At 64.8% G+C, this 26,004-nt stretch carries 23 protein-coding genes and 1 riboswitch; of the genes, 7 read left to right on the top strand and 16 right to left on the bottom strand.

Annotated features, from left to right (window positions below; translation table 11 throughout):
* Positions 1–115: 115 nt before the first annotated feature.
* Positions 116–3,601: a hybrid sensor histidine kinase/response regulator gene (locus BN1188_RS16100; protein WP_040262417.1), complete on the top strand. Its 3,486-nt coding sequence runs from the start codon at positions 116–118 to the stop codon at positions 3,599–3,601.
* Here the strand turns inward: BN1188_RS16100 and rmuC are convergent.
* Positions 3,557–5,086, bottom strand: coding sequence for a DNA recombination protein RmuC (gene rmuC, locus BN1188_RS16095; protein WP_084596247.1), 1,530 nt, complete (start codon positions 5,084–5,086; stop codon positions 3,557–3,559). The genes BN1188_RS16100 and rmuC overlap by 45 nt on opposite strands.
* A 930-nt stretch (positions 5,087–6,016) precedes the next feature.
* On the opposite strand from rmuC, the gene BN1188_RS16090 reads away from it, so the two are divergent.
* Together BN1188_RS16090 and BN1188_RS16085 are read left to right on the top strand one after the other, a co-directional pair.
* Positions 6,017–6,241, top strand: coding sequence for a hypothetical protein (locus BN1188_RS16090; RefSeq protein ID WP_040262416.1), 225 nt, complete (start codon positions 6,017–6,019; stop codon positions 6,239–6,241).
* A gap of 526 nt (positions 6,242–6,767) precedes the next feature.
* Positions 6,768–8,057, top strand: a complete 1,290-nt coding sequence (locus BN1188_RS16085) for an OmpP1/FadL family transporter (protein WP_040262415.1) — start codon at positions 6,768–6,770, stop codon at positions 8,055–8,057.
* A gap of 72 nt (positions 8,058–8,129) precedes the next feature.
* Here the strand turns inward: BN1188_RS16085 and BN1188_RS16080 are convergent, their stop codons facing one another.
* The 10 genes from BN1188_RS16080 to cobO are packed head-to-tail and all read right to left on the bottom strand — an operon-like array spanning position 8,130 to position 16,908.
* Positions 8,130–8,849, bottom strand: a complete 720-nt coding sequence (locus tag BN1188_RS16080) for an adenosylcobinamide-GDP ribazoletransferase (RefSeq protein ID WP_040262414.1) — start codon at positions 8,847–8,849, stop codon at positions 8,130–8,132.
* Positions 8,846–9,421, bottom strand: a complete 576-nt coding sequence (locus BN1188_RS16075) for a histidine phosphatase family protein (RefSeq protein ID WP_408633611.1) — start codon at positions 9,419–9,421, stop codon at positions 8,846–8,848. The genes BN1188_RS16080 and BN1188_RS16075 overlap by 4 nt, the downstream gene beginning before the upstream one ends.
* The gene (gene cobT, locus BN1188_RS16070; RefSeq protein ID WP_040262413.1) at positions 9,418–10,470 is read right to left on the bottom strand and encodes a nicotinate-nucleotide--dimethylbenzimidazole phosphoribosyltransferase; all 1,053 of its coding nucleotides are present in this window, start codon (positions 10,468–10,470) and stop codon (positions 9,418–9,420) included. Before cobT ends, BN1188_RS16075 begins: the two co-directional genes overlap by 4 nt.
* Positions 10,467–10,988, bottom strand: coding sequence for a bifunctional adenosylcobinamide kinase/adenosylcobinamide-phosphate guanylyltransferase (gene cobU / locus BN1188_RS16065; RefSeq protein WP_040262412.1), 522 nt, complete (start codon positions 10,986–10,988; stop codon positions 10,467–10,469). The genes cobT and cobU overlap by 4 nt, the downstream gene beginning before the upstream one ends.
* 1 nt (position 10,989) lies before the next feature.
* Positions 10,990–12,447 (bottom strand): cobyric acid synthase, encoded by a 1,458-nt coding sequence (locus tag BN1188_RS16060; RefSeq protein WP_040262411.1) that lies wholly within the window; start codon positions 12,445–12,447, stop codon positions 10,990–10,992.
* The gene (gene cobD / locus BN1188_RS16055; RefSeq protein WP_040262410.1) at positions 12,447–13,436 is read right to left on the bottom strand and encodes a threonine-phosphate decarboxylase CobD; all 990 of its coding nucleotides are present in this window, start codon (positions 13,434–13,436) and stop codon (positions 12,447–12,449) included. The genes BN1188_RS16060 and cobD overlap by 1 nt, the downstream gene beginning before the upstream one ends.
* Positions 13,429–14,337 carry an adenosylcobinamide-phosphate synthase CbiB gene (gene cbiB, locus BN1188_RS16050; RefSeq protein ID WP_040262409.1) on the bottom strand — a complete coding sequence of 303 codons (909 nt, stop codon included), beginning with the start codon at positions 14,335–14,337 and terminating at the stop codon, positions 13,429–13,431. The genes cobD and cbiB overlap by 8 nt, the downstream gene beginning before the upstream one ends.
* Positions 14,334–14,987: a 5,6-dimethylbenzimidazole synthase gene (gene bluB, locus BN1188_RS16045; protein ID WP_040262408.1), complete on the bottom strand. Its 654-nt coding sequence runs from the start codon at positions 14,985–14,987 to the stop codon at positions 14,334–14,336. The genes cbiB and bluB overlap by 4 nt, the downstream gene beginning before the upstream one ends.
* Positions 14,987–16,300, bottom strand: coding sequence for a cobyrinic acid a,c-diamide synthase CobB (locus tag BN1188_RS16040; RefSeq protein ID WP_040262407.1), 1,314 nt, complete (start codon positions 16,298–16,300; stop codon positions 14,987–14,989). Before BN1188_RS16040 ends, bluB begins: the two co-directional genes overlap by 1 nt.
* Positions 16,297–16,908 (bottom strand): cob(I)yrinic acid a,c-diamide adenosyltransferase, encoded by a 612-nt coding sequence (gene cobO, locus BN1188_RS16035; protein WP_040262406.1) that lies wholly within the window; start codon positions 16,906–16,908, stop codon positions 16,297–16,299. Before cobO ends, BN1188_RS16040 begins: the two co-directional genes overlap by 4 nt.
* 119 nt (positions 16,909–17,027) lie before the next feature.
* Positions 17,028–17,224, bottom strand: a riboswitch (cobalamin riboswitch).
* 95 nt (positions 17,225–17,319) lie between these two features.
* Between cobO and BN1188_RS16030 the strand changes: the two genes are divergently transcribed.
* Positions 17,320–18,630, top strand: coding sequence for a PQQ-dependent sugar dehydrogenase (locus BN1188_RS16030; protein WP_040262405.1), 1,311 nt, complete (start codon positions 17,320–17,322; stop codon positions 18,628–18,630).
* A 58-nt stretch (positions 18,631–18,688) separates the two neighbouring features.
* Here BN1188_RS16030 and BN1188_RS16025 read toward each other — a convergent pair whose 3' ends face one another.
* The 5 genes from BN1188_RS16025 to BN1188_RS16005 form a co-directional block, all read right to left on the bottom strand.
* Positions 18,689–19,240: a C40 family peptidase gene (locus BN1188_RS16025; RefSeq protein ID WP_084596246.1), complete on the bottom strand. Its 552-nt coding sequence runs from the start codon at positions 19,238–19,240 to the stop codon at positions 18,689–18,691.
* A gap of 119 nt (positions 19,241–19,359) precedes the next feature.
* Entirely contained in the window at positions 19,360–20,022 is a 663-nt protein-coding gene (locus tag BN1188_RS16020; RefSeq protein WP_040262404.1) for a C40 family peptidase, read from the bottom strand.
* A gap of 394 nt (positions 20,023–20,416) precedes the next feature.
* The gene (gene hda / locus BN1188_RS16015) at positions 20,417–21,124 is read right to left on the bottom strand and encodes a DnaA regulatory inactivator Hda (RefSeq protein WP_040262403.1); all 708 of its coding nucleotides are present in this window, start codon (positions 21,122–21,124) and stop codon (positions 20,417–20,419) included.
* 128 nt (positions 21,125–21,252) lie between these two features.
* Positions 21,253–22,326, bottom strand: coding sequence for an AI-2E family transporter (locus BN1188_RS16010; protein WP_040262402.1), 1,074 nt, complete (start codon positions 22,324–22,326; stop codon positions 21,253–21,255).
* 9 nt (positions 22,327–22,335) lie between these two features.
* Positions 22,336–23,361: a DUF2066 domain-containing protein gene (locus BN1188_RS16005; RefSeq protein WP_040262401.1), complete on the bottom strand. Its 1,026-nt coding sequence runs from the start codon at positions 23,359–23,361 to the stop codon at positions 22,336–22,338.
* 204 nt (positions 23,362–23,565) lie between these two features.
* Between BN1188_RS16005 and purM the strand changes: the two genes are divergently transcribed.
* Genes purM through BN1188_RS15990 form a run of 3 tightly spaced genes read left to right on the top strand, consistent with a single transcriptional unit; the run spans position 23,566 to position 25,996 of the window.
* A complete protein-coding gene (gene purM / locus BN1188_RS16000) occupies positions 23,566–24,624 on the top strand; it encodes a phosphoribosylformylglycinamidine cyclo-ligase (RefSeq protein ID WP_040262400.1) in 1,059 nt (352 codons plus the stop codon).
* Positions 24,624–25,274, top strand: coding sequence for a phosphoribosylglycinamide formyltransferase (purN, locus tag BN1188_RS15995; protein WP_040262399.1), 651 nt, complete (start codon positions 24,624–24,626; stop codon positions 25,272–25,274). The genes purM and purN overlap by 1 nt, the downstream gene beginning before the upstream one ends.
* Before the next feature lie 8 nt (positions 25,275–25,282).
* Positions 25,283–25,996: a DUF3108 domain-containing protein gene (locus BN1188_RS15990; protein WP_040262398.1), complete on the top strand. Its 714-nt coding sequence runs from the start codon at positions 25,283–25,285 to the stop codon at positions 25,994–25,996.
* Positions 25,997–26,004 lie beyond the last annotated feature (8 nt).

The following is a 26,004-nucleotide window of genomic DNA, read 5'->3' as shown; positions in this document are numbered from 1 at the left end:
CTGACGCCGCCTGGCGAGCGTGCGACACTGGCAACGCCCCAGGAGTCCAAGCCTCTGCCCTTGGCCGTCACCGCCAGCGACCCGCCAAGGCCAATACGTTCAGAAGGAAGCCCCAATGTCGCTTTCCAGCGGGCTGATCGCCGCGGTAGCCCTGGCCTACATGACCATCATGTTTGCCATAGCCTATTGGGGTGACCGTCGCCGCACTTCCCTGCCCCCGCGCCTGCGGGCCTGGGTCTACAGTCTGTCCCTGGCGGTGTATTGCACCAGCTGGACCTTCTTCGGCGCCGTTGGCCAGGCGGCCGAGCAGCTCTGGGCCTTCCTGCCCATCTACCTGGGCCCGGCTCTGCTGCTGCTTCTGGCACCGCAGGTGCTGCAGAAGATGGTGCTGATCAGCAAGCAGGAAAACATCACGTCGATCGCGGATTTCATCGCCGCCCGGTACGGTAAGTCTCAGCCCCTGGCGATCGTGGTGGCGCTGATCTGCCTGATCGGCATGCTTCCCTACATTGCCTTGCAGCTCAAAGGCATCGTGCTTGGGGTAAACCTGCTGATTGGCGCCAGCGCCGACGCCACCGGCCCCCGGGTACAGGACACCGCCATGGTGGTGTCGCTGGTGCTGGCGCTGTTCACCATCGTGTTCGGTACCCGTAGCCTGGATGTTACCGAGCACCATCGCGGCATGGTCCTGGCCATCGCCTTCGAGGCGCTGGTGAAACTGTTCGCCTTCCTGGCCGTGGGGGCCTTCATCACCTTTGGCCTGTTCAAGGGTTTCGGCGATCTGCTGGGGCAGGCGCGGCAGGCTCCAGCCCTGGGCGCCTACTGGAAAGAGACCATCAACTGGCCGTCGATGATGGTACAGACGGGGGTAGCCATGATGGCGATGATCTGCCTGCCGAGGCAGTTCCAGGTCACGGTAGTAGAGAACCTCGAACCGCGGGACCTGCGGCTGGCGCGCTGGGTGTTCCCCGGCTACCTGCTGCTGGCGGCCCTGTTCGTGGTGCCCATTGCCCTGGCCGGTCAGATGCTGCTGCCAGGTGCGGTGGTGCGGGATTCCTTCGTGATCAGCCTGCCCCTGGCCGAGGCCCACCCCGCTTTGGCGCTGCTCGCCTTCCTCGGCGGGGCCTCGGCTGCCACCGGCATGGTGATCGTCGAAAGCGTGGCCCTGTCCACCATGGTCTCCAATGACATTCTGCTGCCCTGGCTGCTACGCCGCCAGCGTGCCGAGCGACCGTTCGAAGCCTTCCGCCACTGGATGCTCTCGGCCCGACGGGTAAGCATCCTGGTGATCCTGCTGTTGGCCTATGTGAGTTATCGTTTGCTGGGGTCCACCGCCAGCCTGGCCACCATTGGCCAGATCGCCTTCGCCGCCGTCGCCCAGCTCACCCCTGCCATGGTCGGCGCGCTCTACTGGAAGCAGGCCAATCGCCGGGGTGTGTTCGCCGGGCTGGCGGCAGGCAGCTTCCTGTGGTTCTACGCCCTGGTCTTGCCCATCGCCGCCCATAGCCTGGGTTGGCCTATCGATGCCTTCCCTGCGCTCAGCTGGCTGCATGGCAATCCACTGCACTTGCCGATCTCGGCCCTGACTCAGGGCGTAGTGCTGTCCCTGGCAGGCAATTTCGTCCTGTTCGTATGGGTGTCGGTGCTGTCACGCACCCGCGTGTCCGAACACTGGCAAGCCGGACGCTTCGTTGGCCACTACTACAGCCTTCGGCCCAACGCCAAGGGCTTGCTGGCGGTGCAGCTCGACGACCTGCTCAAGCTCGCCAGCCGATTCGTGGGCGAAGAGCGCGCCCGGGAAAGTTTCAGCCGCTTCGCCTATCGCCAGGGCAAGGGCTTCAATCCCAGCCAGACCGCGGACAGCGAATGGATCGCCCATACCGAGCGACTGCTGGCCGGCACCCTTGGCAGCTCGTCGACTCGGGCAGTGGTCAAGGCGGCCATCGAAGGCCGCGACATGCAGCTTGAAGACGTGGTGCGTATCGCTGACGAAGCCTCGGAGGTCTTACAGTTCAACCGTGCCTTGCTTCAAGGCGCCATCGAAAACATTACCCAGGGTATCAGCGTGGTGGACCAGCATCTGCGCCTGGTGGCCTGGAACCGCCGCTACCTGGAGCTGTTCAACTATCCGGAAGGCCTTATCGCGGTCGGCAGGCCTATTGCGGACCTTATCCGCTTCAACGCCGAGCGGGGGTTCTGCGGCCCAGGGGAAGCCCAGGTCCACGTAGCCCGGCGCCTGGACTACATGCGCCAGGGGCGGGCGCACACTTCCGAACGAGTATTTCCCAATGGGCAGGTGATCGAACTCATCGGGAACCCCATGCCAGGCGGTGGTTTCGTCATGAGCTTCACGGACATCACTGCCTATCGCGAAGCCGAGCGGGCACTCAAGGACGCCAACGAAAGCCTGGAGCGGCGGGTCGCCGAGCGTACCGCCGAGCTGTCGGCGCTCAACCAGGCGCTTTCCGCCGCCAAGGCGCACGCTGATACCGCCAACCGCTCCAAGAGCCGTTTCCTGGCAGCCGTGGGCCATGACCTGATGCAGCCCATGAACGCCGCGCGTCTGTTCTGCGCGGCGCTCGGGCACCAGGAAAAGGAGCTGCCCACCGACGCTCGCCCATTGGTCGCGCACATGGACAGCGCCCTGCGCTCGGCCGAAGACCTGATCAGCGACCTGTTGGATATCTCACGCCTGGAGAACGGTCGCGTCACACCGAACCGAGCAGCGTTCGCCCTCGACGAGCTCTACATTGCCTTGGGCACTGAATTCTCGGCGCTTGCCCAGGAGCAAGGGCTTAGTTTGAGAGTGCGTGGCAGCGCCCAGCGCATCGACAGCGATATTCGCCTGCTACGCCGCATCCTGCAGAACTTTCTTACCAATGCCTTCCGTTATGGTAGCGGCCCGGTACTGCTGGGGGTACGTCGTACACACGGGCATCTGCGCCTGGAAGTGTGGGACCGTGGCCCAGGCATTCCGGCAGACAAGCTGGGAGTTATCTTCGAAGAATTCCAACGCCTGGACAGTCACCAGACCCGTGCCGAAAAGGGGCTCGGCCTGGGCCTGGCCATTGCTGACGGCCTTTGCCGGCTCCTCGGCCACCGCATCGAGGTGCGCTCGTGGCCGGGGCGCGGCAGTGTCTTCAGCGTACAGGTGCCGTTGGCCGCGGCGGCTCCCACGGTAGTGCCAGCGTCGGTGCCCGCCGCGCTGCCCCTGGGCGGCTTGAAGGTACTGTGCGTGGACAACGAAACCAGCATCCTCACTGGCATGACCAGTCTGCTGACACGCTGGGGCTGCACTGTATGGACAGCCACGGGTCGTGATCGATGCGCCGCGCTCCTGGCCGAAGGTGCGCAGCCTCAGTTGCTGCTGGTGGATTTCCACCTTGACCAGGGCGACACCGGCCCAGCGCTGGTTGCCTGGCTGCGCACCTGCCTGGGCGCGCCTGTTCCGGGCGTGGTGATCAGTGCCGATGGTCGCGCCGAAACCATCGCCCAGGTCCATGCCGCCGGGCTGGACTACTTGCCCAAGCCACTCAAGCCGGCGGCCCTGCGTGCCCTATTGAATCGGCACTTCGCCCGGCGCGAGCTGACGCAGGCTTGAGTCCGCGTCCATTGGCCCGAAGAGATCATCCCCGCCAGCCACGGCGGCCTTGTCCAGCAGCTCCGGGGGCAGGCGCTTGCTGGCGCGGGCGCCCAGCAACTTGAGCTGCTCGCTGCGGCTGACCAGATTCCCGCGCCCTTCGGTAAGTTTGTTCCGAGCGCTGGCGTAGGCCTTGTCCAACTGCTGCAGACGGGTGCCTACCTCGTCCAGGTCCTGGATGAAAAGTACGAACTTGTCGTAGAGCCAGCCCGCGCGCTCCGCAATCTCCCGCGCGTTCTGGCTTTGCCGTTCCTGCTTCCAGAGGCTGTCCACCACTTTGAGGGTCGCCAGCAGGGTAGTAGGGCTGACCACGACGATCTGCTTGTCGAAAGCCTCTTGGAACAACCCCGGCTCATGTTGCAGCGCGGCGGAAAAGGCTGCTTCGATGGGCACGAACAAGAGCACGAAGTCCAGGCTGTGCAGGCCCTCCAGGCGACTGTAGTCTTTTCCGGCCAGACCTTTGATATGCGCTCTCAGGCTGTTGACGTGTTGCTTGAGCGCGCCCTGGGCCAGGTCGGCTTCCGAAGCGCCGACGTATTGCTGCCAGGCCACCAGGCTGACCTTGGCATCGACCACAACTTGTTTTTCACCGGGCAGCGTGACCAGTACGTCGGGTTGGAAGCGCTCGCCGTCCGCACTCTTGAGGCTGACCTGGGTCTGGTATTCCCGCCCCTTCTGCAGCCCGGCATGTTCCAGTACCCGCTCAAGCACCAACTCGCCCCAATTGCCCTGGGTTTTCTGGCCTTTCAACGCCTGGGTAAGATTGGTGGCTTCGTCGCTCAGGCGCAGGTTCAATTGCTGCAGCCGCTCCAGTTCCTTGGCAAGGGAAAATCGCTCACGCGCTTCCTGGGCATAACTGTCTTCCACGCGCTTTTCGAAGGCCTGGATCCGCTCACGCAGCGGGTCAAGCAGCTGACCCAGGCGCTGTTGGCTGTTCTCCGAAAAGCGTTGTTCCCGCTCTTCAAAGATCTTTCCCGCCAACTCGGCGAACTGAGCCCTGAGTTCGTCCCGAGCGCCCTGGACATCGGCCAGGCGTTGCGCGTGGCCCTCCTGCTGCTCTCTAAGCTCCGCGGTCAAGGCAGCGCAGCGCGCTTCCAATTGACGCAACTCCCCTTCACGCTGTCGACGCTCATGATCCCAGGCGTGAGCGGCATCACGGCCGTTGTCCACCTCCAAGCGCAACAACTCCAGCTCACGGGCGGCGGCGGCCAGTTCCGCTTGAACCAAGGCATGGCTGCGGCCCAGGTCAGCCAGTTCATGAGCACGCGCGGCCCCTTCCTGGCGAGCAGCTTCTTCACTGGCCTGAGCGAGTCGTAGCCGCTCCTGCAGCAAGGGAATGTCCGTGCGGGCCGCTGCCGCGGCGCGGTAGAAATGCCAGGCCAGGGCAACACAAGGCAGCGCACCGAGCAGGGCGCTGAAGACTAAACGGAGGACATCGTCGGGCATGGGGGGGTACCGGTGGAAGTGCTGGATGGCGAAGCGGGGAGTTGGCAGGTCAGTCTACCCACTACCTCGGTTATGCCGAAAAAATTACATGCTTCAACTTGACAGCGCAGCGGCTATGGACATCGATAATAGCGGCTCTAGAGCGCAATGGCCGCCGTAGAGCAATCAACGGTCACAATCCACAGAACCTGTGGATAACACAGTGGACAACACCCCTCTACCCTTCGCAAACCCTGATGGGACGGGGCCTCCAGACAAACTGTCCATTTTTTCACCAGCTCAAAAAAGTGTTTTTTTTCATTGACTTGAAAATCGGGAGCATGCTGCTCGAGGGCTGCATCACCGCTCCGCTGGAATGTGACAGTTTCGCACACTGGTGTGCACAACCCCTTGGGTTATGCAAGCCTTTAAACGCCAGGCTCGGTAGAGAACAACAGAAAAGGCGCAGCCTGTGGCACGAACGAGCATCCCTCTGAAGACCTATAGAAGCCGGTTTCCAGCGATCAGGCCCAACTACCGTTTATCGCCTCTCTCCCTGGAGGCTTGCCATGACTGCCTTTTATCTATAGGGTTCTCCGCAGTTCGTACATAAGCTGAAAGCAAATTTCGGCCGCTCAAGTCCCTCCAGCAACACCGTCGATGCCTAGCATCGAGTCTCGCTGTTCAATCGGACCCTCTCGGCCTTCAGGCCAGCGCCAAGCGTCTCTACCATTACGCCCCGCTGTCTCGCTTCCCAGGCTTGCCTCTCGCTGTCATGACCTCAGCCGGGCTGCCCCTCGTCTTGCGTACCGACCGCCGCCTGCATCACGTTCATCTATACGTCACAGGCGAGCTGTACTGTTCTGGCAGGTCTGCGTTATCTATCAAGCGCGCCGGAACAAATTCAATGCCGCACGGCTCTGATCCGTGTCAATCGCAGGAACACCCACAATGACCTTCAATACTCAAACCCAGGTTGCCATCCATACCTTGTCCCAAGCTTTCGCTCCGCTGCGTTGCGTCATCCTCGCGGCACGTAACGATAGCTTCAGCTTCTCCGTGGTCAACGAGCATGGCGTAGCGCGTCATACCGAACGCCTCTACCCGGAGCAATATGCTGCTCCAGCTCCATTGCAGGCAGTCATCGAGCGCGCTCGCCAGTCGCTGGTTGCCTGAGAGGCGCCCTCGACCTCTTGTCCTCAGGGTCGAATAGCTCCGACGAACGTACATTTGCGTCCCGAAGTTAAAGCTATGCTTTAACTTGAGCGATACGCCAGCGGCGTGTCGTTCCAGGCGAGCCCCGTTCGATCAATCGCTGCCACGCGTGGGGCTCGCCTTCTTACCCTTTCCTGTTACAAAAAAGTGCCTAGCTATCGGGCCTCCAGGTGTGAGGCCTGCTTCCGCTCGCTTCCCTATCAGTGACAAGTTCCCGGCCCTCAATCGAATTTCGTCAAAATGCCATCGCTGGGTTATAGCGCCCAATCCAGAAGGGTTAGCGGTCCCTGTAGCGAAACGCATTAGGGCTACCGTCAACTATATGACGTCGAAAACAGGAACCACGACTCGATTCTATTGCGTATGAGGGCTCTTTTAGTTGGATTGTCCGACAAAACTGCTCTAGCTTAGGTGATACAGAGGTGTAGCGCAGTTGCAGGTTTATTGGTACTTTGCCTCGGAGATCACCCTCGGAGTAACAACAACAATGAAAAAAGTCATGATCAGATCGAGCCTCGGCCTCGCAGTCACGCTTGCCTCCACTCAACTTTTCGCCAGCGGCTTCGCCATCAACGAGCAAAGCATCAGCGGCATGGGCGTGGGCTTCGCGGGTCGGTCATCATCGGCGGAAGACGCCAGCACCGTGGCGGGGAACCCGGCGGGCATGGCGCGTCTCAAGCAGGAACAATTCACCGTCGGCGCCGCTGGGATCTATGCCGACTCTGAAATCGATCACGCCCGCTCCACCCTGGGTGGCAGCAACGAAGGCGACATGGTTCCCCTAGTGGGCGTGCCCATGGGCTACTATGTAAAGCCCCTGGATGACCAGTGGGCCGTGGGCTTCGGAGTCTACGTGCCCTTCGGCCTGGCTACCGACTACGAAAGCGGCTATGCCGGCCGCTACTGGGCGGACAAGAGTGTGGTCAAGGTGATCACCTTCCAGCCCACCGTCAGCTATGCCTTCAACGACAAGGTGTCCATCGGCTTCGGCCCGACCATCAACCGCATCGAGGGTGAGCTGACCTCTCGCACCATCAACGCCGCCAACCCCATTTCAGGAGGCGACGGCCAGGTGAAGATCAAGGGTGACGACACCGCCCTGGGCTTCAACGTCGGTATCCTGGTTCAGGCCACCGACAAGACTCGCCTTGGCCTGACCTACCACTCCAAGGTGGACTACAAGCTGGACGGTGACACCAAGGTGCGAAACCTGCGTGCGAGGGCAGCCCTGCCAGCGTTCAACTTCAAGTCCGATGCTTCCCTCGACCTGACCACCCCGGAATCGGTGGACTTCTCCTTCACCCATGAGCTGGATGACCGCTGGACTATCTACGGTGGTAGCACCTGGACCCGCTGGAGCCGCCTGAAGGACATCACCGTGGAAAACTCCGGCAGCGCTACCGCAACCGCGCTCGGCCTGGGAACCATTACCGAAGAGCAGAACTGGCACGACACCTGGGCCCACGCCATCGGTGCGTCCTACAAGCTGAACAAGCAATGGACACTGCGCACGGGGTTCAGCGTGGACCAGTCGCCCACCAACAACCACGACCGTTCACCGCGCATCCCTTCGGGTGACCGCCGGATCTTCAGCGTCGGCGCCGGCTACAGCCCGACCGACAACATCACCCTGGACTTCGCCTACTCCTACCTCAAGGAAGAAAGCGTGGATGTGAACCTGCCTAGCTCAGGAAGTACTACCAACAAAGGTGCCTACAGCGCGACCTACAAAAACAGCGCCCACGGCTTCGGCAGCTCGCTTACCTACAGGTTCTAAGCCAGCCGATGCTCAACGAACCCCCGCCCTGCGGGGGTTCGTCATTTCAGGGGTGATCCAGGGTAGGCTGCCCTACCCCAGCGCCAGGCTCACCAGCATCACCACCTCCAAGCATTCCAGCAGCGCGCCAGCGGTATCCCCGGTGGTACCGCCCAGGCGGCGCAGCATCAAGCGTCGCAGAAGCCAGAACGTCAGGACCCCGGCCAGCGCGGCCGCCGGGGCCTCCCAAAGGGCCAGAGCGATACAGAATGAAAGTATCCAGGCAGCTTTCGCCCTCGGCAGGTACTCGGCCAGTGCCTGTCCAAGCCCCCCAGGCCGTACATAGGGCGTACTCAGGAACAAGCCCAACAGTGCCGCGCGGCCGAATATCGGCACCAGCCACCAGTGCGCTGAGCCCGGCGCGTCTATCAAGGCCAGCAGGGCCGCGAACTTGATCAAGAGCAGTAGCACGAGAGTGACCACAGCCATGGGCCCGCTGCGCGGATCTTTCATGATCGCCAAGGTACGCGCCCGGTCGCCATAGCCGCCCACCCAGGCGTCGGCGGTATCGGCGAGGCCATCCAGGTGAAGCCCGCCGGTCAACATCACCCAGGCCAGCAGCAGCAGGGCCGCGTGCAATAGCTTCGGGCTGTCGGCCAGAAGCCAGTCCAGGACCCAGAGCAGCATGCCGAAGAGCAGCCCGACCATCGGGTAGAACAGCAGGGAACGGCCGTTCTCCGCCGGGCTGGGCATACGGGCAAGGCGCACCGGCAGACAACTGAGAAACTGCAGGGCTATCCACCAGGCCATCATGTCAGTTCCCGCCATTGCCCTGGGCCGTCAAGGACCAGACGGTGCAAGGCCCCATGGGCGACTTCTATCTCCAGCAACCCCACGGCAGGCCGCCCTCGGGCCCGGGCGAGCAGCAAGCGGATCACGCCGGCATGGCCCACCAGCAGCAACCGTTGGCCAGGATGGCGGGTCCGCAGTATTTCCACGGCGGCCTCGACCCGATGGATAAAGTCCCTCAGGGGCTCGCCGCCAGGCGGCGGATGGGTGAACGGATCCTGCCAGAAGCGACCCAGCGCCTGCGCCTGGCCTTCCATCAGTTGCGCGGCGGTCTTGCCCTCCCATTCGCCGAAGTGCAGCTCCTTCAAGCCTGGCACGATCGACATAGGCACCCCAAGGGCGGCCGAAAGGTGTTCGGCGAAAGCGGCGCAGCGGCGCAGGGGTGAGCTGACGATGACATCCCAGGGCCCCTGCCCACCGACCGCAGCCTCGAGGGTCGCCCAGCCCTGGGGCGTCAGGTTGTCGTCCAGGCTGCCGCGAAAGCCACCGCCCCGTTCGGTTTCACCATGCCGCAGTAGGTCCAGGCGCAGGCTCACGCCGGACGATCCGCGACCGCCGCCTCGGCGAAGGTCGCCATGTTGCCGTGCAGTTCACAGGCCAGCCGCATCAGCGGCACCGCCAGGGCCGCCCCGCTACCCTCCCCCAGGCGCAAGCCCAGGGCCAGCAGCGGCTGCGCCTGCAACGCCTGGAGCACGGCCCGATGTCCGGGCTCGGCGCCTTGATGGGCGAAAAACAGCCATGGCGCGCACTCAGGGTTCAAGCGCACTGCGATCAGCGCGGCTACGCTGCAGATAAAGCCATCCACCAGCGCCGCCACGCCGGCCTGGGCGGCGCCCAGGTAGCTGCCAACCAGGGCGGCGATCTCGAAGCCACCGAAGCAGGCCAGGGCCTCAAGAGGGCCTGCGCAGGACGGGCCGTGGACGCGCAATGCCGCCTCTATTACCTGGGCCTTGTGATTGACGCCAGCGGCATCCAGGCCTGTCCCGGGGCCTACCAGATCCGCCGCCGGGCAATTCAGCAGCCAGGCCGCCAAGGCGCTGGCGGACGTGGTGTTGCCAATCCCCATCTCGCCCCCGATGAACAGCTCTGCGCCTTGGGCAGCGGCGAACTGGGCGGTTTCTCGGCCCACTTGCAGCGCCCCGGCGCATTGCCCAGGCGTCATGGCCGCCGCCTGGGCGAAGTTACGGGTGCCGGCGCCCAGCCGCGCCTGACGCACCCCTGGCAAGTCCAGGGGCGTTACCGTGCCCAGGTCCACTACCGTCATCTGTGCCCCGAGATTGCGCGCCAGGACGCTGATCGCGGCGCCACCGTTGATGAAGTTGCGCAGCATCTGGCCAGTGACCGCCTGAGGATAGGGCGATACCCCTTCGGCGACCACGCCATGATCGGCGGCGAACAGCCCGATATGTACATTGGCCAGGCGCGGTCGCGGACTGCCTTGAAGCGCCGCCAGGCGCACCGCAATGGTTTCCAGCTGGCCCAGCGATCCCGCCGGCTTGGTCAGCTGGCGCTGGCGCTCCTGGGCGATATCCAGGAAGGCGCCATCGACGGGCGCGCAGGGTTGGCACCACCAGGCTAGGGTCATGGTGTGGGTCCTTTGAGAGTAAGAGGTAGGCCAGCGACCGTGAGCACTACTTGCTGGCAGCATTCGGCGATTGACTGATGCAGGCTGCCGGCTTCGTCCACATAACGGCGAGTCAGCTCACCCAAGGGAACGATGCCCAGCCCGGTCTCATTGCTGACCAGAATGATCTCGCCCGGCAGATTCGGCAGCGTATCCAGAAGGGCCGCCCGCTCCGCCGACAGTCGCGCCGCGTCTTCCAGCATCAACAGGTTAGTCAGCCAGAGCGTGAGGCAGTCCACCAGCAGGCAGCGGCCTGGCGCCGCATGGATTTGCAATGCCTGCGCCAGGGCCAGGGGTTCTTCCACCAATCCCCAGTGCGGCGGGCGCCGGGCCTGGTGCAGCCTGACCCGGGCGTCGAGCTCGGCGTCCCTGGGCTCACTGGTTGCGATATAGGTCACCGGCAGCGCGCTGGCCTCGGCCAGCCGTTCGGCCAGGCGGCTCTTGCCGGAGCGAGCGCCCCCAAGGATCAGCCTGAGCATGTCAGCGGCCTCCCGCGCACAGGGCGCGCAACCGGGCGGTGTCCAGATGCGCTTCGACCAGGTCGGCCAGGCGGTCGATCTCACGCTCGCGCAGCCCTTCATAGTCGTGCTCGGCAGCTCGTTCCAGACCCGCCCAGCGGAGCAAGGCGGCACAGGCGGCCGGCTGCTCGAACAGCCCGTGAACGTAGGTGCCCATCACCTGACCATCGTCGCTGATGGCCCCGTCGGGGCGCTGGTTGTCGAGCCAGAGCGCAGGCCGCGCCAAGGCTGCGCCGGTACTGACGCCGGCGTGGATTTCATAGCCGCGGACAAAGGCACCGCCATCGGCCAACTGGCCGCTGACATTGCGCAATTGCTTGTGGGCCGCCAGGGTGGTTTCCAGCTCCAGCCAGCCCAGGCCCTGGCAATCACCCGCCGGCCCCTCCAGGCCGAGAGGGTCGTGGATACGCTCGCCGAGCATCTGTAGCCCACCACAAATGCCCAACAGCTTGCCGCCATAGCGCAAGTGTCGGCGTATCGCCCCCTCCCAACCCGCGTCCCGCAGCCGCTCAAGGTCGGCGCGCACGCTCTTGGAGCCTGGCAAGATAATCAGGTCAGCCGGTGGCAGGCTATCGCCAGGCCTGACAAAGCTGAGCGATACCTGCGGGTGCAACCGCAGCGGGTCGAAGTCGGTGTGGTTGCTTAGCCTGGGAAGCACCGGTACCACCACACGGAGCAGCGTGCCCGTCTTGCTGGGCTGGCGGCTGTCGAGGGCATCCTCGGCTTCCAGGTGGAAGTCGGTCAGGTAAGGCAATACGCCAAGCACGGGCTTGCCGGTGTGGGCCTCCAGCCAATCCAGCCCGGGCTGGAGGAGCTTGAGGTCGCCCCGAAAGCGGTTGATCACGAAGCCCTGTATCCGGACCTGTTCGCTTTCGGAAAGCAAGGCCAGAGTACCGACCAGATGGGCGAAGACGCCGCCCCGGTTGATGTCGGCGACCAGGATGACCGGGCAATCCACCGCTTCGGCGAAGCCCATGTTGGCGATGTCGCCTTCGCGCAGGTTGATCTCCGCCGGCGAGCCCGCGCCCTCTACCACTACCGCCTGATGGGCAGCCTCCAGGCGTTGGTGGGACTCGAGCACCGCGCGCATGGCGGTGGCCTTGTAGCCGTGATAGCGCATGGCATTCATGTTGCCCACCGCCTGGCCGTGGATGATGACCTGGGCCCCCGTATCGCTGTTTGGCTTGAGCAGTACCGGGTTCATGTCGGTATGTGGCGCCAGGCCGCAGGCTTGCGCCTGTACCGCCTGGGCACGACCGATCTCGCCACCGTCGGCCGTTACCGCGCTGTTGAGCGCCATGTTCTGCGGCTTGAACGGCGCTACGCTGAGGCCTTCTCGACGCAGCCAGCGACAGAGCGCGGTCACCAACGTGCTTTTACCCGCATCGGATGTGGTGCCCTGCACCATGAGCGTGGCCATCAATTGTTCCCAGCGATGGCGGCCAATGCCTGGGCCAGCCGTTGAAAGTGTGCCTCTTCAGCCGGCAAGCCGAAGCGCAGGCTTTGAGTATGGCGGAACAGGCGCACCAGAATGCCCCGCTCGGCCAGTGCCAGGTACCAGCTTTCGGCTTCGGCCAGGCGTACCCATTGGAACAGCCCGCAACCTCCTGTCGGGGCCAAGCCATATTCAGCGAGCAGGGCCGCCAGGCGCTGGCTGGCCGACTGGCAGCGCTCGATCTGCCGACGATGACCGGCCCGATCACGCAGGCAGTCCATGCCGAGGATCCGAGTCGGGCCGCTGACCGCCCAAGGCCCCAATTGCTCGTCCAGCGCGGCCAGCAGTCTGGGCGCAGCCAGGACGAAGCCCAGGCGAACGCCGGCCAGGCCAAAGAACTTGCCGAACGAGCGCAATACAATCAGCCCCGGCCTGCCAGCTTCCGCCGCCAGGCTGTGGCAAGGGGTCAGGTCCATGAACGCTTCGTCCACCACCAGCCATCCTCCGCGCGCCGCCAGGCGGGCCTCCCAGGCCAATAGCCGGTCACGGTCGAGCAGTCGCCCGGTGGGGTTGTTCGGGTTGACTACCACCAGCACGTCGAGCCCGTCGAGATAGTCGTCGACCTCGCCTTCGGCCAGTTCCCGCACCACGTGGCCGCCACGGCGCCAGGCCTCGGCATGCTCGGCGTAGGTGGGCCCGAGCACACCTACCTTGCCGCCGCGCCTGAGCCGGGGAAGCATCTGGATCGCGGCCTGGGAGCCGGCCACGGGCAAGGCCTGTTCCGCGCCGTAATACTGGCAGGCGACCACTTCGAGGCCATCGTCCGCCTCAGGCAAGCGGGCCCAGGCCTGGGCCGGGATCGAGGGCACCGCCCAGGGCCAGGGAGCGATCCCCGTGGACAGGTCCAGCCAGGCCCCTTCCTCGATACCGAAAGTCTTGGCGGCGGCGCGCAGCCGCCCTCCGTGTTCAAGCATACAGACTCGCCCCTGCGCAGATCAGCAACAACCATAGCCAAACGCCTCGCTGAACCAAAGCCCAGGCGCGCTCGATGCTTTCAGCGGTGGGCTGCGGCCCCTCGCCCAGGCGCGGCCGCTCATGCAACTCGCCGTGATAGGTGGCCGGGCCGCCCAGTTCCACACCCAGGGCGCCCGCGCCGGCGGCCATCACAGGGCCAGCGTTGGGGCTGTCCCAGGCACCGGCCTGGCGCCGCCAGCAGCGCAGCGCGCCAGCGGTACGCCCCAGCAGGGCGTAAGTCAGCGCGCACAAGCGGGCCGGGATCAGGTTGAGCAGGTCGTCGATCCGCGCCGCCGCCCAGCCGAAGCGCTCGAAACGTTCATTGCGATAGCCCCACATGGCGTCCAGAGTGTTGGCCAGACGATAGAGCACCACACCCGGGACACCGGCGACCATGAACCAGAACAGCGCGGCGAACACCGCGTCGCTGCCGTTCTCCAAGGCCGACTCGGTAGCCGCCTTGGCTACGTCAGTGGCGTCCAGGGCGTCGGTTTGCCGGCTGACCAGGCGCCCGACGCAGTGCCGCGCGCGCTCCAGGTCACCGCCACGCAGCGCCTGGGCCACGGGCTGCAAGTGCTCTCCCAGACTGCGCAACCCCAGGGCCCAGTACAGCGCCAGCACTTCCACCAGCCCGCCAATGATCGGCAGCCAGGAAAGGAACGTCAGGACCAGCACCGGCGGCAGCACAGCCAGCAACCAGGCAGTGACCCCATGGCTACGCCAGCCGTGGCCGGCAAAATTGAAGCGTTGCTCCAGACGCTGGGCAAGCCGGCCGAAGCCCACCAGCGGGTGCCAGCGCCGCGGCTCGCCGAGCAGCGCATCCAGTGCCACGCCCAGCACACAGGCCAGGGCCAGACTCACGGCGTGCCTCCCCAGCGGTCTTCGAATACCAGCTCATCCAACGGCCGCGCCTTGGCCCAGCCCTCCAAGGAGAGCATCGGCTCGCTGTAGAAATCGGTCACCGGCCCCAGGCACAGCACGGCCACGGGCCGGGCGCCGGGGGGAACCGCGAGCAATTGCCCGAGGCGATCGGGGTCGAACAGCGAAACCCAGCCCATGCCAAGGCCTTCCCCACGAGCGGCCAGCCAGAGGTTCTGCACCGCGCAGGCCAGAGACGCGAGGTCCATCTCCGGAAGGGTGCGGCGGCCGAACACATGAGCATCACGACCCTCCATCAGCGAAACCACCAGCAGTTCGGCGCATTCCAGCACGCCCTCGACCTTGAGCTTCATGAACGTATCGGAGCGTTCGCCCAGGGCCTGCGCGGTACGCACGCGCTCTTCCTCGACCAGACGATGGATGTCCTGGCGTAGCGCCGGGGAGCGCACCCGGATAAAGCGCCACGGCTGCATCAGGCCGACGCTTGGCGCCTGGTGCGCGGCGGCCAGCAGCCGTTGCAAGGTCTGCGGATCGACTTCTCCACCGCTGAAATGACGCATGTCGCGGCGTTCGGCGATGGCGCGGTAGATGGCGGCTCGCTCGGCCTCGGCATAAGCGTGTTCGGTGACCACTAAGTACCCTCGGGCTTGAACAGAGCCGCGGTGGCGGCCAGGTTGGACGGAAAATAGAAATGTACATAGGACGCGGTGAGCCGGCCGCTCTGGTAGACCGCTTCGGCGCCCCGGCCGCCATTGGGGCTATGGCCGCGGGCCACCGGCACCCATGGCGTGTCGGTGAGCGAATGGTGATAGGTGTGGCCGCGCAAGCAGCCATGGCCCAGGTCCACCTCCTGCAACGCCAGGGCCGCCAGCCTTTTTTGCAAGCGGGCCTCGCCAGGCATCAACCCTAGCAGCGGGGCGCGTTCCCCGGCCACGTCAGTGAGGCCGTCGAGCAGATACAGCATGCCCCCGCATTCGGCCAATAGTGGCTTGCCCGCCTGGTGGTGAGCGCGGATGGCCGCCAGCATCGGCTGGTTCGCCGCAAGCTGGCGATGGTGAAGCTCGGGGTAGCCTCCGGGTAGGTAGAGACTGTCGCAGGCGGGCAGCGCGGCGTCAGCCAGCGGGGAGAAGAAGTGAAGCTCGGCGCCCATGGCCCGCAGGGCATCCAGATTGCCGTTATAAAGGAAGGCGAAGGCCTCGTCCCGGGCCACCGCGATACGCACCCCGGCCAGGGTGGGCTCGCTCAGGCTCGGCTGCGGCGCCTCGAAGCTGACAGGAAGCGGTAGCGCCTCGGCCTCGGCGCCCAGCACGCCAGCCAGTGCCTCGGCTGCCGCGTCCAGGCGTCGATCCAGGTCGTCCAGTTCGCTGGCCTGCACCAGGCCAAGATGCCGACTGGGTAGGTTGATGGCCTGCTCGCGCGGCAAGCCGCCGAACCAGCGCAAGCCTTCGGTCAGGCTGTCGCGCAGCAGTTGACCATGCCGTGGGCTGCCCACGCGGTTGGCGATCACACCGGCAAAGGGCAATTCCGGGCGGTAACGCGCCAGGCCGAAGGCCAGGGCGCCGAACGTCTGCGCCATGGCGGTACCGTCGATCACCGCCAGCACCGGCACACCCAGGGCAATGGCCAGGTCAGCGCTGGACGGGGTGCCGTCGAACAGCCCCATCACCCCTTCCACCAGGATCAGGTCCGCGCTTTCGGCAGCGTCCCACAGCAACCGCCGGCTCTCCTGGGCACCGACCATCCACAGGTCCAGCTGGTAGACGGGGGCGCCGCTGGCCCGCTCCAGGATCATCGGGTCGAGAAAGTCCGGCCCGCACTTGAACACCCGCACGCGGCGACCAAGGTTGCGGTGCAGGCGCGCCATGGCGGCAGTGACCGTGGTCTTGCCTTGACCGGAAGCGGGGGCGGCGATCAGCACCGCCGGGCATCGCCGTGCCTGGCTCACCACTCGATCCCTTTCTGCGCCTTGATGCCCGCCTGGAAGGCATGCTTGACCAAGCCCAACTCACTTACCGTATCGGCTATTTCCAACAGCTCCGGCCGCGCGGCACGGCCGGTCACTATCACATGCTGCAGGGAGGGTCGATCGTTCAGGTCCGCCAGTACCATGGGCAGGTCAAGGTAACCGTGCTTGAGGGCGATGTTGAGTTCGTCCAGCAGCACAAAATCCAGAGCCGGGTCCCGCAGCATGGCTCGCGCCACGTCCCAGGCAGCGACCGCAGCGGCGATGTCACGCTGGCGGTCCTGGGTTTCCCAGGTAAAGCCCTCGCCCATGACATGAAAGCTGACCTCTTCGGGGAAGCGGCGGAAAAACAGCTCTTCCCCAGTGGCCTGGCGACCCTTGATGAACTGCACCACCCCGCAACGCATGCCATGACCCAGCGCGCGGGCCAGCATGCCGAAGCCGGAGCTGCTCTTGCCCTTGCCATTGCCGGTAAGCACCAGCAGCACGCCTCGCTCGTCCGGCGAGGCGGCGATACGGGCATCGATCACGGCTTTCTTGCGCACCATGCGCGCCTGGTGGCGCTCGTCGCGCCCGGTGGTATCCTTCATCGCTGCTCTCCGCTCGCTCGCGGGGGCGCACCAACGCCGCGCCTGCGCCGGGGTCGGCGGGCACGCGAACGTCGATGCCGCTCTCACCCGCGCGGCGATCTCGTATGACAGGCGCAGGTCACGCCCATGGGTTTCAGGCCGGTCTCCGGGCTCATGAGCGGGCGCTGCCCAGCTTCAGCGCCTTCCCGGTTCCCCAGTGGCTTGTGCTCAAGCGTGACTCATCTACCGTTGCGGGGGCAGCGCCGGGTTTGCACCGGCTTCCCTGTTTCACCCGAGCGCCTGCGGCACGTCGGACACCTGAAACGATCGGCGAAGGGTAAGGGGTTGGCCCCACAGCGTCAATGCGGCATGTTGAACCTCCGCCGGCTCGCTGCCTCTACGGTACATACCGCTCGCCAGGAAGCTGATGCCATGCCCAAGTCCAGTCTCGCTCTCATCGCTCTGTTGGCCACCAGCATGGCCGCCTGTGGGGAAAGCGCCAAGCTGCAGGTATCCGACGGCACTGGCCCGTCGCCGAAACTGCCCGCGCCCAACAAGACGCTCGTACCCACCGTCAACATCGCGCCCGCCGTGGGCTGGCCCGTCGGCGTCACGCCCAAGGCGGCGCCGGGCACCCAGGTGAAAGCGTTCGCCGAGGGTCTGGAACATCCTCGCTGGCTTTATGTACTGCCCAACGGCGATGTACTGGTGGCGGAAACCAACTCCCCCACCAAGCCGGACGACAGCAAGGGCATACGCGGCTGGGTGGCGGAAAAGGTCATGAGCCGGGCAGGCGCCGGCGTGCAGAGCCCCAATCGCATCACCCTGCTACGCGACCAGGACGGCGACGGGGTAGCGGAAACCCGGGAAACCTTCATCAAGAACCTGAACTCACCCTTCGGCATGACGCTGGTAGGCCAGGATTTCTACGTGGCCGATACTGACAAGCTCCTGCGCTTCAAGTACCAGCCGGGCGCCACCCACCTCAGCGGCGACGGCGAAACGGTCACCGACCTCCCCGCCGGCAGCCTGAACCACCACTGGACCAAGAATGTGATCGCCAGCCCCGACGGCAAGAAGCTATACGTGACCGTGGGCTCCAACAGCAACGTGGGCGAGAACGGCATGGCCGCCGAAGAGGGTCGCGCCGCCATCTGGGAAGTGGATGCCGCCAGCGGCCAGAAGCGCCTGTTCGCCACTGGTCTGCGCAACCCCAACGGCCTGGCCTGGGAACCGAAGACTGGCAAGCTGTGGACAGCTGTCAACGAGCGGGACGAGATCGGCAGTGACCTGGTGCCCGATTACATCACCTCGGTGAAGGATGGCGGCTTCTATGGCTGGCCCTACAGCTACTATGGCCAGCATGTGGACGTTCGGGTCGAGCCCGGCAATCCTGAGCTGGTACAGAAGGCCATCACCCCGGATTACGCGGTCGGGCCACACACCGCCTCCCTGGGCCTGGCCTTCGCCCAACCCAAGCAACTGCCCGCCCCCTTCGACCAAGGGGTGTTCATCGGCCAGCACGGCTCCTGGAACCGCGAGCCCCATAGCGGCTACAAGGTGATCTTCGTGCCCTTCGAGAACGGGATGCCCAAGGGGCAACCGCTGGACCTGCTGTCCGGCTTCCTCAATGACAAGGGCGAAGCCATGGGGCGCCCGGTCGGCGTGGTGGGCGATGACAAGGGCGGGGTGCTGGTGGCCGATGATGTAGGCAACAAAATCTGGCGGGTGACTCGCCAGTAGTGAACCGTGGCCCGGCGCGTGCCTCAAGCGCGCCGGCAGTTGTTCCCACTCGCTGGATTCAAGGCGCCGTTTGCGCCAGCCGTTCTGGCTGGATGACGCGCTTGGCGTCCAGATAGGCCTTTTGCCAATAAGGCTTGTCCAGGTAGTCCAGGCGCACCGTACCCCCGGTGGACGGCGCGTGCACGAAGCGCCCCTCCCCCACGTAGATTCCGGCGTGACTCACCTGCCCGCCACCCTGGGTGGAAAAGAACACCAGGTCCCCGGAACGAAGCGCCGCGCGATCCACGCTGGGTGCATGCATGGCGATCAACTCTGCGGTGGTACGCGGCAAGGCTATACCCGCCGCGTCTCGGTACACGAAGCCAATCAGGCCACTGCAATCGAAGCCTGCCGCAGGGGTGTTGCCGCCCCAACGATAGGGCGTACCCACCAGGCCGATGGCCCGGAACAGCACGTCATCGGCCTTGATCGAAGAATAATCGCTCGGGTCGACCATCAGCGGACGGGGCGCCGCGGCGACAGGGGCGGACGCGGGCGGCGGCGGGGTTGCACAACCGGCAAGCGCCACCAGCGGCAGCACTGCGAGCACGCGAAGGAAGAAAAAGGCCATGGACAGGGGTTCCGAGTTCGACTGCCGATGAAGATTAGCGTTTAACCCGCTGTTTTCCATAAAAAAGGGCAGCGAAAGCGTGACCGCTCGTCGCTGCCCTTGTCAGGCGTTGCGCTGGTTTACTTGCGAGCCATTTCGCTGACGGGCGCCATGGCCAACATGCGCTTGGCTTCGATATAGGTTTTGCTCCAGTAGCGGTCGCCCAGACTGTCGACCCGTACGCCACCGCTGCGGCGGCTGCTGGAGTGGATGAACTGATCGCCGCCCAGGTAGATACCGGCGTGGCTGACCCGGCCCTTGCGCCCCGAGGTGCCGAAGAACAGCACATCACCCGGCTTGAGGTTGTTACGGGCAACCAGCGGCGCCTTGACGTTGATCATTTCGCGGCTGGAGCGCGGCAGGGTCATGCCCGCCTCTTCGCGGAACAGGAAGTTGATGAAGCCTGTGCAATCGAAGCCGCTTTCAGTGGTGCCGCCAAACTGGTAGCGGGTACCGATCAAAGATTTGCCGCGTTCGAGGATGCTATCGGCCAGCAACGGCAGGCGATACGGCGCCTTGCTGGAAAACGCGGCCAAGTCGTCCTTGTCGTCGGCTTCGTCAGCCTCATCGAACACGGAAACCTGGGCAATGGATGGGTGGCGAAGCTGGGTTGGCGCCTGAGGGGCGCGTTCGGCGGTAACGGGGGCGGACACCTGCTGTTGCGAGACCGGTGACTGGGCTGCGCAGCCGACCAGCAGGGTAACGAGTGCAAGGGGCACGAGGGGTGCGAAGCGCTTGAGCATGGGCACGACCGTGTCGGTTGGTTGAAGAAGAGTGGAATATGCCCTCTATCGGCATCATTTGCAAATTTTATAGAACATTTTGTGACTCTCGTTGTTCAGGCTGACATCTAACGCGCAAATTGCTGGTCTAGAGCACTTGGACCTGAAGGGCCCTGACTCCAAGCCCATGATCTTGTTGCGTTATCCACGATGCCCGCGTTACGAAACATTCCAAGGAAGCAACGCCTAGGCGGATCCGCTTCGCTTAGCTAACGATGAGTGATATAGGAAAGCTATCAGTAGCGAAACGACTACTGCGCCAGTCAAGTGGCGGTCGGATCAGTGAAGCAAGGGTCATGCCAGGCAAGCCCAGGCCATTCGCCAGCTGCGCTGCTGTGCAGGCATGACGGCGCTGTTACCAGCCCAGGGTTTCCTTGAGGAAAGGGATAGTGAGCTTGCGCTGAGCTTGAAGCGAGGCCTGATCGAGGCGTTCGAGCAGGTCGAACAGCGAGCTCATGCTGCGACTTCCGCGGGTAAGGATGAAATGCCCCACCTCATCGGTCAGGTGCAGGCCCCGGCGCGAAGCCCTCAGCTGAAGCGCTCGCAGCTTGTCTTCGTCGGAAAGCGGCCGCATCTGGAAAACCAGGGCCAGGGTAAGGCGGGACTTGAGGTCTGCCAGCTTTACCGGCAATTCCCGTGGGGAATGTGACGCGGCGATCAGTAGGCGGCGCCCACTGTCACGCAGGCGATTGAACAGGTGGAACAAGGCCTCTTCCCAGTCTGCCTTGCCGGCGATGACCTGGAGATCGTCCAGGCATACGAGTTCATATTGGGCCAGGTAATCCAGAATGCCAACACCCCGGTCCAGCAGCTGGGCCAGAGGCAGGTACACCGCTGGCTGCCCCTGCTGCTCCATGCGCAAGCATGCCGCCTGCATCAGATGAGTGCGCCCTACCCCCGGCTTGCCCCAGAGGTAGATCAGGCTCTCCGTCCAGCCGGCATCCGCATCGCACAACCGCTCGACGTAGCCAAGCGCCGCGGCGTTGGCTCCGGGATAGTAGTTGACGAAGGTGGCGTCATCACGCAGGCGCACACCCAGCGGGAGTTGGATCGGCTCTTTCATGCGCCTGGGGTTACGCCTCAACTCAAAAGGTGCCAGATTCTAGCGGCTTGGCTGGAAGCTGCAAGCTTGACGCGCGCCAGGCCCGCCGGCAAGGGCTGATCGCGCGCCCGCCGGCCAGCCAGGGGTAATTACAACTGTGGATCCTCGCCACCGCCGTAGAGGTCCGATTGCTTGTAGAGCACGTGCATATGCCGCACCAGCACCATGATGACGGCGGCGACCGGCAGGGCCAACAGCACCCCGGTGAAGCCGAACAGCTCACCACCCGCCAGGATGGCGAAGATCACCGCCACTGGATGCAGGCCGATGCGATCACCCACCAGCAACGGGGTCAGCACCATGCCTTCGAGCATCTGGCCGATGGCGAATACCGCGCCGATGGCCGCAAGATGCCATGGGTCCAGGCCGAACTGGAACAGCCCCGCGGCGAGCGCGGCGCTGATACCGGTGATAAAGCCCATGTAGGGCACTATCGAGGCCAACCCGGCCAGCACCCCGACCAGCAGGCCCAACTCCAGGCCGGTGAGCATCAGGCCCACCGAATAGATGCCGCCCAGGGCGAGCATGACCATTAGCTGGCCGCGCACGAAAGCGCCGAGCACCTCATGGCACTCGCGAGCCAGCGTAACGATTTGCCCTTCCCGATGCCGAGGCAGCAGGCCACGGATCTTGGCCATCATCAGGTCCCAGTCTCGCAGCAGGTAGAAACCCACTACGGGAATCAGCACCAGATTGGCCAGCCAGCCGATCAGGGCCAGGCCCGAGGCGGTTGCCCTGGCCAGCACCAGGCCAACGATATCGGTGGTCTGCCCCATGTGGGCGGAAATAGCCTCCTTGATCTTGTCGAACTTCCAGAAGCCTTCTGCCAGCCCCAGCCGCGACTGAACCCACGGCAGCGCCACCTGCTGCAGCCAATCCAGAAACTGTGGGGTCAGTTCGTACAGCCGTACCACCTGCTTGGCCAGCATGGGAATCACCACCACCAGCGCCAGGAGCACGATCAGGGTGAAGAGCGCGAACACCACGACCACGGCAAGGGTACGGGACAAGCGCAGACGCTCGAGCCGGTCTACCAGCGGGTCGCCCAGGTACGCGATCAGCATGCCGACCAGGAAGGGCGAGAGGATAGGATGCAATTCGAAGATCAGGGCGACGGCGACCAACGCCGCGCCCAGCCAGAACCAACGCTTCTTGTCTGTCATGACCGCCCCTTACCAGTGGAACCGCAGAGGTTCGAGCGTGGGCGCCGCGCCCGGCGTGGCGGGGATTGACGCATCGGCGGGCGTCGCCGGCATCTCCTGCAAACGGGCCAGGCTCAGTTGCGCTCGCAACTGGTCGGCGCTGGCGGTCACCTGATAGAGAACGCGGTCACCCTGCACGCTCAACAGGCGGCCGCCCAGGGTATCGAGCACGCGCCCCAGTTCAGCGTAGTGGTCCAGGGTCATGCCCTGCACTTCGACCGTCAGGTCGCCACTGGCGCCCGGCTTGACCGTATAGCGGGGCGCAAGCCGTTGCGCCACGGCCAGCATCACCGCATCGGCCAGGCCTGCCTGGTCGGCCGCTTCCACGCTGCCCTGTTCTTTTTGCCCGCCCAGCCAAAGCCGCCACTTCGCCTGCCAACGCTCCCCACTGGGAACGGCATGCACGGCCAGCAACGCGTCGGCGCCATAGCGTTGGGATACACCTTGCAAAGGGGCCGGGTCGGCGGCTTCCAGGTTCTTGGCGGTGGCCGCCAGCTGCTCCGGCAGGTCGGCCATGGGCAGCTTGAGGGGCAGGCCACGGTGCCTGGCGGCCTGGCGCAGCGGGGCGGCGCTGGGCTGGGCATCGCCGGCCAGGATAGCCCCGGCGGGACTATCGTTCAGCCACCAGGCAAGGATGGAAGGGCGATTGGCGCCCCAGGTCGCCAGCCCGGCCTGACGCAGGGCCTTGTCTGTACTGACCGGGTCGAAATCCACCTGCAGGACCTGGGGCGGCCCGGCCTGGTAGCCGTATTGGCTGATGATCTGTTGCGGGTCCTTGCGAACGCTCGCCAGGGCGCCACCACCATAGGCCTTGGCGTCGCCGGTCAGGCGCAGCACCAGGGTTTCCAGGGCACGCTGGGTGGCCTGGTCCCGCTCTTCCGGTGCCTGGCTGGCGACCGGCTCGCTGACCTCGTACAGGTTGGCGACGGTTTCGCCCCAGGCTGCCAGATGAACTAGACCGAACAATGAAGCGAGCAGAACGGAGCGCAGGCGCATGGGCTGATTTCCAAAAGAACGTGTACTAAGAGAAGTGGGACCCACTTTCCCTGAAAACATTCGCCCTGCCAACCACGGCGCGGATTCGAGGGCTCGCCGGCCTGGCCGCGTTCTGGCCTGAACAGACCAACCCTGATAAAATCGCGCGCCTTCGCAGACCCCCGTGGTCGTTTCCTGTATCGCCCCTCTTCAAAGGCCTGGATCATGAGCAAGCAACCCTCCCTGAGCTACAAGGACGCCGGTGTGGACATCGACGCCGGTGAAGCGCTGGTCGAACGCATCAAGGGCGTGGCCAAGCGTACCGCGCGGCCTGAAGTGATGGGCGGCCTGGGAGGCTTCGGCGCGCTGTGCGAGATCCCGGCCGGCTACAGGCAGCCCGTGCTGGTCTCCGGCACCGATGGCGTGGGCACCAAGCTGCGCCTGGCCTTGAACCTGAACAAGCACGACAGCATCGGCATCGACCTGGTGGCCATGTGCGTCAACGATCTGGTGGTCTGCGGCGCCGAGCCGCTGTTCTTCCTTGACTACTATGCCACCGGCAAGCTGAACGTCGACGTGGCGGCCACCGTGGTCACCGGTATCGGCGAAGGGTGCGAACAGGCCGGCTGCTCTCTGGTGGGCGGCGAAACCGCCGAAATGCCGGGCATGTACGAAGGCGAGGACTACGACCTGGCCGGCTTCTGCGTCGGTGTCGTGGAGAAGTCGGACATCATCGACGGCTCCCGGGTGGCTACCGGTGACGCCCTCATTGCCCTGCCCTCCTCGGGCCCGCACTCCAACGGCTACTCGCTGATCCGCAAGATTATCGAGGTTTCCGGGGCGGACCTCGCCACCGAGCAGCTCGACGGCAAGCCCCTGGCGGACCTGCTGATGGCGCCGACCCGCATCTACGTCAAGCCCCTGCTCAAGCTGATCGCCGAAACCGGTGCCGTGAAAGCCATGGCCCACATCACCGGCGGCGGCCTGCTCGACAACATCCCGCGCGTGCTGCCAGCTGGCGCCCAGGCCGTGGTCGATGTGGCCAGCTGGGAGCGCCCGGCCGTATTCGACTGGCTGCAGCAGCAGGGCAACGTCGACGAAACCGAGATGCATCGCGTACTGAACTGCGGCGTGGGGATGGTGATCTGCGTGGCTCAGGCTGACGTCGCCCGCGCACTCGAGGTTCTGCGTGCCGAAGGCGAACAGCCTTGGGTGATCGGGGAAATCGCCACCGCGGCCGACGGCGCCGCCCAGGTCGAGCTGAAAAACCTCAAGGCCCACTGATGCCCGCGCCTTGCAACCTGGTGGTCTTGCTGTCGGGCACCGGCAGCAACCTCCAGGCAATGATCGACCAGTTCCGCCACGCCGACAGCCTCGTGCGCATTCGCGCGGTGATTTCCAACCGCGCCGATGCCCCGGGCCTGGTTCGCGCGGCGAACGCCGGCATCGAAACCCGCGTGCTGGAGCATGCCGGTTACCAGGGCCGTGGAGCCTTCGACGAGGCTCTGATGGCCCTGATCGACGGCTTCGAGCCCAGCCTGGTGGCCTTGGCGGGCTTCATGCGCATCCTCAGCCCCGGCTTCGTTCGCCACTACCATGGCCGTCTGCTGAACATCCATCCTTCGCTATTGCCCCGGTACAAAGGGCTGCATACCCATCGCCGCGCCCTGGAAGCCGGGGACGCGGAGCACGGTTGCAGCGTACACTTCGTCACCGAGGAACTCGACGGGGGCCCCTTGGTCGTACAGGCTGCCGTCGCGATAGCGGCCGAAGACACACCGGACACCCTCGCCCAGCGGGTTCACGCCCAGGAACACCGGATCTACCCCCTGGCCATCGACTGGTTTGCCCAAGGCAGGCTTGGCCTGACGCCCACCGGCGTTGTGCTCGATGGCCACCCGCTGCCAGCCAGTGGCCATTTGATTCGCCCATAGGAGACCATATGCGTCGTGCCCTGTTATTCGCGCTCGCCCTGCTCGCCCTACCCAGCGCACAGGCCGCAGACCTGAAACCCTTCTCGGCCAGCTACACGGCCGACTGGAAACAACTGCCCATGAGCGGTACCGCCGAACGCAGCCTCAGCAAAGGCGCCGATGGTGATTGGACGCTCAACTTCAAGGCATCGATGGTGATCGCCAGCCTTACCGAAAGCAGCACGCTGCGCATGGACAAGGAAACGTTGCTTCCGCAGAAATATCACTTCGAGCGTGGCGGCCTGGGCAAGGCCAAGACGGTGGACCTGGACTTCGACTGGTCCGCCAAGAAAGTCACCGGCACCGACCGCGGAGACGCCATCACCCTGCCGCTCAACCGGGGCGTACTGGACAAGTCCAGCTACCAGCTGGCGCTTCAGCATGACGTGGCGGCCGGCAAGAAGAGCATGAGCTACCAGGTGGTGGACGGCGACGAAATCGACACCTACGACTTCCGCGTTCTGGGTGAAGAGAAAGTACAAACCAAGGCCGGTAGCATTGACGCCATCAAGGTCGAACGCGTCCGTGACCCCACCCAGAGCAAGCGGGTGACCGTGCTCTGGTTCGCCAAGAGCTGGGACTACCTCTTGGTCCAGCTTCAGCAGGTCGAAACTGACGGCAAGGAATACACCATCATGCTGCAGGACGGCACGGTGGATGGCCGAAAAGTCCAAGGCAGCTAACCGCCTGC

Source organism: Pseudomonas massiliensis (assembly GCF_000826105.1).
Classification (GTDB): domain Bacteria; phylum Pseudomonadota; class Gammaproteobacteria; order Pseudomonadales; family Pseudomonadaceae; genus Aquipseudomonas; species Aquipseudomonas massiliensis.
This window is presented reverse-complemented; position numbering and strand designations above follow the sequence as displayed.

Excerpts from the sequence above, each read along its gene's own strand:
- BN1188_RS16060 (WP_040262411.1), bottom strand. The coding sequence starts at position 12,447 with ATGGCCACGCTCATGGTGCAGGGCACCACATCCGATGCGGGTAAAAGC.
- cobU (WP_040262412.1), bottom strand. The coding sequence starts at position 10,988 with ATGCTCAGGCTGATCCTTGGGGGCGCTCGCTCCGGCAAGAGCCGCCTG.
- BN1188_RS15990 (WP_040262398.1), top strand. The coding sequence starts at position 25,283 with ATGCGTCGTGCCCTGTTATTCGCGCTCGCCCTGCTCGCCCTACCCAGC.
- BN1188_RS16025 (WP_084596246.1), bottom strand. The coding sequence starts at position 19,240 with ATGGCCTTTTTCTTCCTTCGCGTGCTCGCAGTGCTGCCGCTGGTGGCG.
- cobD (WP_040262410.1), bottom strand. The coding sequence starts at position 13,436 with ATGCTTGAACACGGAGGGCGGCTGCGCGCCGCCGCCAAGACTTTCGGT.
- rmuC (WP_084596247.1), bottom strand. The coding sequence starts at position 5,086 with ATGCCCGACGATGTCCTCCGTTTAGTCTTCAGCGCCCTGCTCGGTGCG.
- purM (WP_040262400.1), top strand. The coding sequence starts at position 23,566 with ATGAGCAAGCAACCCTCCCTGAGCTACAAGGACGCCGGTGTGGACATC.
- BN1188_RS16080 (WP_040262414.1), bottom strand. The coding sequence starts at position 8,849 with ATGATGGCCTGGTGGATAGCCCTGCAGTTTCTCAGTTGTCTGCCGGTG.
- BN1188_RS16085 (WP_040262415.1), top strand. The coding sequence starts at position 6,768 with ATGAAAAAAGTCATGATCAGATCGAGCCTCGGCCTCGCAGTCACGCTT.
- cobT (WP_040262413.1), bottom strand. The coding sequence starts at position 10,470 with ATGACCCTAGCCTGGTGGTGCCAACCCTGCGCGCCCGTCGATGGCGCC.
- BN1188_RS16020 (WP_040262404.1), bottom strand. The coding sequence starts at position 20,022 with ATGCTCAAGCGCTTCGCACCCCTCGTGCCCCTTGCACTCGTTACCCTG.
- BN1188_RS16010 (WP_040262402.1), bottom strand. The coding sequence starts at position 22,326 with ATGACAGACAAGAAGCGTTGGTTCTGGCTGGGCGCGGCGTTGGTCGCC.
- BN1188_RS16030 (WP_040262405.1), top strand. The coding sequence starts at position 17,320 with ATGCCCAAGTCCAGTCTCGCTCTCATCGCTCTGTTGGCCACCAGCATG.
- BN1188_RS16090 (WP_040262416.1), top strand. The coding sequence starts at position 6,017 with ATGACCTTCAATACTCAAACCCAGGTTGCCATCCATACCTTGTCCCAA.
- BN1188_RS16005 (WP_040262401.1), bottom strand. The coding sequence starts at position 23,361 with ATGCGCCTGCGCTCCGTTCTGCTCGCTTCATTGTTCGGTCTAGTTCAT.
- BN1188_RS16100 (WP_040262417.1), top strand. The coding sequence starts at position 116 with ATGTCGCTTTCCAGCGGGCTGATCGCCGCGGTAGCCCTGGCCTACATG.
- hda (WP_040262403.1), bottom strand. The coding sequence starts at position 21,124 with ATGAAAGAGCCGATCCAACTCCCGCTGGGTGTGCGCCTGCGTGATGAC.
- cobO (WP_040262406.1), bottom strand. The coding sequence starts at position 16,908 with ATGAAGGATACCACCGGGCGCGACGAGCGCCACCAGGCGCGCATGGTG.
- purN (WP_040262399.1), top strand. The coding sequence starts at position 24,624 with ATGCCCGCGCCTTGCAACCTGGTGGTCTTGCTGTCGGGCACCGGCAGC.